Genomic DNA, 5,861 nt, shown 5'->3' with positions numbered 1-5,861 from the left:
ATTGGGGGGCGAGGGCGCGCGGGGGCTGGGAGGTGAGGGTGCGCGGGGACTGGGACATGGAGGTGCCTCGATTCCGGGTGGTCGGGAGAGTCCGCGATTCGGCCCTGGATGGGCCCGCGCAAGCAACGTAAAATCTCAAGTCAACTTGAGGTCAAGCGCGCCCCGGAGCAGGTCGAAGAAGCTCGAAGAAGCTCGACAAGACGCGTCACCGATCACCGACAACCGGGCGAGCGACGCGGGACGGATCCGCTACCCTGTCAGAGCACCTTCTGCCTTCGTGCCCCGCCGACGATCTAGCGGGTGGCCCCGGTGTGCTCCCGTACAGTCGCCGCCTCGCTCGCCGTCGTCCCGGCCCCCGGCTCGGCGCTCTTCCTCGCGAACCCGCGCCGGCCCGGCAGAAGCGCGAGGACGATCAGTGTTCCGGCGGCCATGATGATCCCGCCGATGAGGCTGGTCTGGGCGACTCCGTGGGCGAAGGCCTGGTGGACGGCGTCCACGGCGGCCTGGGCCTGCTGGGGCCCGGCGGAGGGATCCTGCCCGACCCGCTCCGCGACGGCCAGGCCGGCGCCGACCGAGTCCTTGGCGGTCTCCATCGCCTCCGCCGGGAGCCGGTTGCCCACCAGGTCGGTCAGCTCGTCGCGGTAGGCCGTGCCCAGCAGCGAGCCCAGCACCGCGATGCCCAGCGCCCCGCCCAGCTCCAGCGCGGTGTCGTTGACACCGCCGCCGACGCCCAGCTCGGACTCGGGGAAGGAACCCATGATCGTGTCGGTCGCCGGGGAGATGGCCAGTCCGAGCGCGAGGCCCAACATCATCATCGGCGCCACGAAGTCCCCGTACGTCGAGCCCTTGTCGATCTGGGTGAGCAGGAACATGCCCGCCGTGCCGACGGCCATGCCGGTCACGACCATCGGCTTCACCCCCAGCTTCGGGGTGAGCATCCCGGTCAGCGCGGACCCGAGGAACACCGCACCGGCCAGCGGCAGCAGCCGTACACCCGTGTCCAGGGCGCCGTAGCCGAGGACGAACTGCAGGAACTGCGTCACGTAGTAGATCACGGCGAACATACCGAAGAAGAAGAACAGCACCGCGAGCATCGAGCCGCTGAAGGGCCGCAGCGCGAACTTGCGGACGTCCAGCATCGGGTGCGGGTGCCGCAGCTCCCAGGCGACGAAGGCGACCAGACCGGCACCGGCGACCACGGCGGCGGTGACGGGGCCGACGCCCCAGCCGGAGTGCGGGCCCTCGATGGCGGCGTAGATCAGGGAGCCGACGGTGACGATCGACAGCAGACCACCGACGTAGTCGATCCGGCCCATGCCCTCCGCCTTGGACGGCGGTACCAGGGCGAGCGCGCCGAACACGGCGAGGACGGCGATCGGCACGTTGATCAGGAAGGTCGAGCCCCAGGCGTGGTCCTCAAGCAGCCAGCCGGAGACCAGCGGGCCGACGGCTACCGCCAGTCCGGAGGTCGCGGCCCAGGCGGTGATGGCCTTGGTCCGCTCGCTCCGGGGGAAGGTCGCGACCACCAGGGACAGCGTGGCCGGCATCACGACCGCGGCACCGACACCCATGATCGCGCGGGCCACGATGACCAGCGAGGTCTCGTCGACCATGCTCCCCATCACCGAACCGCCGGCGAAGATCAGCAGACCCAGCACCAGCGCGCCGCGCCGGCTGTACTTGTCGCCGATCGCGCCCAGCACCAGCATCAGCGCCGCGTACGGAACGGTGTAGCTGTCGACGACCCACTGCAGATCACTGCTGCTCAGGCCCAGGTCGGTGGTCATGTCGGGGGCGGCGACGATCAGCGACGTGTTCGCCATCACCGTGATCAGCAGACTCAGGCACAGCACGAGCAGCGCCCACCAGCGCCGCGCATAAGGCCCGGGCATCTTCTCCACGGGGGTATTCGCAAGGAAGGACATCAGTAGCTCCTGAAAGGGACGGGGCAGACGAGCGGAATCACTTAGTTGGCCATCTTTTGGCCATCGGGTGGCGTCATGTCTTGCTCCGGAGCGCTCAGTGGTTCGGGGCAACCGCCAGCTCGCGCAGGTGAGCATTGTTCTGCAGCGCCCACCGCATGGTCCGCGGTGGGCGCCCGAGCAGGGTTTCCAGTTGGTTGGTGACGACGTCGTACCGCCCGCCGGCGACCAGCCTGGTCAGGGTCTTCATGTGCGCCGCCACGTGCTGGGCCGCAGTGTCGCCCAGGGTTTCCCGCAGGAAGGTCTCGTCTACGAAGGCCTCGTGCCAGGCCTCCAATTCCTCGGGGATGTAGGCGACCTGGCGTCCCAGCGCGGCTGCGTAGTCCTCAGCGAACCCGTACATGTCCTTCAGCTCCGGACCGGTGAGCTCGTAGGACTTCGAGATGTGCGGTGCGGGGTCGACCAGTATCTTCACGCACACCTCTGCCACGTCGTGAGCGGCGATGGGCGCGAGCCGCTGGTTGCCGAAGGGCAGGCGCAGTTCACCGTTGCTCAGCGGGCCCTGTTGCATCCAGGTGATCAAGGCGTTCTCGACGAACAGGGTCGCACGCACGTTGACGGTCGGGAGGCCGGACCAGTCCAGCACCTGCTCGCAGACCCAGTGCGCCCGCTGCTGCGGTGACCAGTCCGTGACCAGTCCGCCGAGCCAAGAACGCCGCTCCTCATCCGGTGTGGTCATCTTCTCGAGCGTCATGTACGACTGCTCGTAGTCGGACATGTGCACGAAGGCCTCGATGTCGCCCTGGGCTCGCGCCGCCGCGGCCATCAGGGTGAGGGCATCGGCGTAGTACGGCGACAGGCTCATGCTGAAGTAGATGCGCCGGACACCCTTCAGCGCGGCGGCCACGTCCGCGAATTTGAGCAGGTCGCCGACGAAGACCTCGGCCCCGGCCTCGCGCAGCGACTGCGCGCGTTCGTCGTCCCGTCGCACGAACGCGCGCACTGAGTGGCCCTGTTCGAGCAGCATGTCGACCATCAGCCTGCTCACGCCACCGATTTGGCCGCCGGCGCCGGTGATCAGAATGGGATTGCGTTCCGTCATTGTTGTGTCCTCCATCTGGTGGGGGTGGGTCGGCCGTTCAGGAAGCCGAGGATGTGAAGTCGTCGAGGCGGGGCGAGGAAGTCGAGGAGGGTGGCGCTGACCTCGGCGCGACGGTCCTGCTGCCTGCTTGCTGGGCATGACTGAAAACCGTCTGGAAACTGATCAGTTTCCAGACGGGAAAACAGATCGATTTCCTCACCGCTGAAGGTGAGGCGAGCGGGTGACGGGCTGAGATCTCAGGGCTTCAAGATCATCGAGTGGCCGCTGTGGGGCTTGCCTCGGCGATCTCCTGGAGGGCGGCGTCGGTGTCCGCGATGGTCAGCATCCTGTTGATGTCGGCGCCGGCCAGTACGCCGGCCGCTGCGGAGGCCCCGACCTGGGCGACCAGATCGGTGGCGTTGCCGGCCACCCACACACCCGGCACCTCGGTGGCGCCGGCCGTGCCGGAGGCGAAACCACGGCCCTTCGGCAGGTCCTGCACCGGCAGGCCCAGACCTTCCAGGCCCTTTGTGCGGGCCTGCAGCTGCGCGGCGACCGCGACGACGCGGCGGGCCACGACCTGGCCGTCGGCCAGGCGCACCCCGGCGAGGGCACCGTCGGCGTCGTTGACGACCTCGGTGACCGGGGTGTCGATGACGCGGATGCCGCGGGCGGCGAAGCGGGCGCGGCTGTCCTCGTCCAGGTCGGTGCCGTGGGTGAAGTAGGTCAGGTCCTCGGTCAGCTGACGGAACAGATACGCGTGCTCGATGGAGACCGGTCCGGTGGCGAGGACGCCGATGGGCTCATCACGCACCTCCCAGCCGTGGCAGTACGGGCAGTGCACCACACTGTCCCCCCAGTGCTCGGCGAGCCCGGGCACCTGGGGCAGCACATCCTTGAGGCCGGTGGCCACCAGGATGCGGCGAGCGGTGATGTGGCGGCCGTCGGCCAGGGTGACGGTGAACCGCAGGTCCCCGTCCGCCGACGGGGCGGCGGACTCGGCCGAGGCCACCTCGCCGTGGATGACGCGTCCGCCGTACTGGCGCACCTGCTCCCGGCCGCGTCGAAGGATCTCGGACGGCGGGGTGCCGTCCAGGGCGAGCAGGCCGTGCACGGCCTCCGCTGGCGCGTTGCGCGGGGAGCCGCTGTCGATCACGACGACCGAGCGGCGGGAGCGGGCGAGGATCAGTGCACCGTTCAGCCCCGCGGCGCCCCCGCCGATCACCACCGCGTCGACGGTCCCCTCGGCCAGTACGTCGCTCTCGTACGCAGGAGCCGTCGCAGTCATGGCCTCCTGCCTTTCCTTGTCAGTCATGGTTCGGTCAGCCCTTCGAGTTCTGGGTGGTTGCAGGGGGTCAGCTGTTCAGAAAGCCCAGGATGTGGTCGGCGACCGTCTTGGGCTGTTCGACGTGCGGGAAGTGCCCTGCGCCGGGTATGACGATGCGTTCGAAGACGTTGGTGAACAGGTCGTCCATGCCGTCGCTCACCTCCACGGAAAAGCAGTTGTCGTCGGCACCGTGGAGGTACAGCGTCGGGACGGTGATGGCGCCGAAGGTTCGGGCTTGCAGGGCTTGGGTCGCCTCGTCCGCGGGGGGCGTGAACAACTGGCGGTAGTAGCCCAGGATCTCGGTCAGGACCCCTGGAGCACCCAGGGTTTCCTTGAGCGCGGCCCGCTCCGCGTCCGGCAGCTCGTAGCCGGGTGACCATTCCCGCCAGAGGCGGTCGATGAAGGCGAAGTCGTCGTGCTCGACGGCCGCCTCCGCCATGGCTGACTGGAAGAAGAACATGTACCAGCTGCGTCGCTGCTGGTCACCGTCGGTGACCAAGGCGTTCATCGTTTGACGGCCATGGGGCGCCGCCATGGTGACCAGCTTGCGGACACGGCTCGGGTCGAGGGTCGCTGCCGCGTACGCTGCCGCGGCGCCGAAGTCGTGGCCGATGAGATCCGCCTGCTCACGCCCGAGCGCTTCGATCAGGGTCAGGACGTCCTGGCCGGTCGAGGCAATGTTGTAGGAGCCGTCGGGGGCCACGCCGCCGGGCCAGTATCCGCGCTGTGCGGGCGCGACCGCCCAGTACCCCTCCTGCGCGAGGCGGTCGAGGATCCCTGTCCAGCTGGCGGCATGGTCGGGAAACCCGTGGAGGAGCACAACGAGCGGCCCGCTGCCGGCCTCAAGGATCGGAACCTCCAGTCCGCCTGCCTGAACCGTCCGATGACGGACGCGGTCGCTCGCCCGGGACCCCCTGGCCGGGGAGTCCTCGCCAAAGGGCGGTCGCTGGGTCACCTGTGTCATGAGTTCAACCTCCAAGCCGCCTTCGCGGCGTCGCGGTCTGGCAAGCCCGGACCAAGTAGCAAGTAAGCGGCATAGGTGATCGCGTACGCGCCGAGCACCCAGCTCAGGTTCGACAGCGAGAACCCGCGGACACCGCGGCCGATGCAGGACAGCCCGACGTTCGTGATGTACAGATCCAGTACGGCGATGAAACTCGCCGTCGCCAGGATCGCGAGGACCAGACCGGGCCTTGCCGGCCTGGACGGCGTCGCAACGCCGGGAGGCACGGAGGAGTTCAAAGGCATGGGTTGCCCTCCATCGCGCCAGGCGTGCACGCAGCCTGTCCGGTGAGCTCAGCACGGTTTTTTACTGAACAGTCAGAAACCTAGACGGTTCTGTACTGGGTTGTCAAATACGGTGGATCGGCCGTATCTTCGGTGTATGGCGAGACCACGAAGCTTTGACCGTGACCACGTCCTGCATGCCGCTGAGCGGCAGTTCCGCGCTTCGGGCTACAACGGCACGAGCGTCGACGACATCAGCGCCGCGACCGGCCTGGGCCGCGGCAGCCTCTATGCCGCGTTCGAC

The 5,861-nt window shown here is 68.4% G+C and carries 6 protein-coding genes; 1 reads left to right on the top strand and 5 read right to left on the bottom strand.

What is annotated here, in order from left to right; genetic code table 11:
- Nucleotides 1-293: 293 nt before the first annotated feature.
- The 5 genes from ADL12_RS19115 to ADL12_RS19095 all read right to left on the bottom strand — a co-directional run bounded on the left by ADL12_RS19115 (nt 294) and on the right by ADL12_RS19095 (nt 5,578).
- Nucleotides 294-1,925 carry an MFS transporter gene (locus tag ADL12_RS19115; RefSeq protein ID WP_062703881.1) on the bottom strand — a complete coding sequence of 544 codons (1,632 nt, stop codon included), beginning with the start codon at nt 1,923-1,925 and terminating at the stop codon, nt 294-296.
- 94 nt (nt 1,926-2,019) lie between these two features.
- The gene (locus ADL12_RS19110; RefSeq protein WP_208614567.1) at nt 2,020-3,024 is read right to left on the bottom strand and encodes an NmrA family NAD(P)-binding protein; all 1,005 of its coding nucleotides are present in this window, start codon (nt 3,022-3,024) and stop codon (nt 2,020-2,022) included.
- Between the two features lie 250 nt (nt 3,025-3,274).
- A complete protein-coding gene (locus tag ADL12_RS19105; RefSeq protein WP_062703880.1) occupies nt 3,275-4,291 on the bottom strand; it encodes an NAD(P)/FAD-dependent oxidoreductase in 1,017 nt (338 codons plus the stop codon).
- A 67-nt stretch (nt 4,292-4,358) separates the two neighbouring features.
- Nucleotides 4,359-5,294 (bottom strand): alpha/beta fold hydrolase, encoded by a 936-nt coding sequence (locus tag ADL12_RS19100; protein WP_062703879.1) that lies wholly within the window; start codon nt 5,292-5,294, stop codon nt 4,359-4,361.
- Nucleotides 5,291-5,578, bottom strand: a complete 288-nt coding sequence (locus tag ADL12_RS19095) for a hypothetical protein (RefSeq protein ID WP_062703878.1) — start codon at nt 5,576-5,578, stop codon at nt 5,291-5,293. Before ADL12_RS19095 ends, ADL12_RS19100 begins: the two co-directional genes overlap by 4 nt.
- A 136-nt stretch (nt 5,579-5,714) precedes the next feature.
- Between ADL12_RS19095 and ADL12_RS19090 the strand changes: the two genes are divergently transcribed.
- Nucleotides 5,715-5,861 (top strand): TetR/AcrR family transcriptional regulator (locus ADL12_RS19090; RefSeq protein ID WP_167364413.1); only part of this gene is annotated, 147 nt, incomplete at its 3' end.

This window comes from Streptomyces regalis, assembly GCF_001509475.1.
Classification (GTDB): Bacteria; Actinomycetota; Actinomycetes; order Streptomycetales; family Streptomycetaceae; genus Streptomyces; species Streptomyces regalis.
The sequence above is the reverse complement of the archived record's forward strand: the minus strand, read 5'-3'. Positions and strand labels throughout refer to the sequence as shown.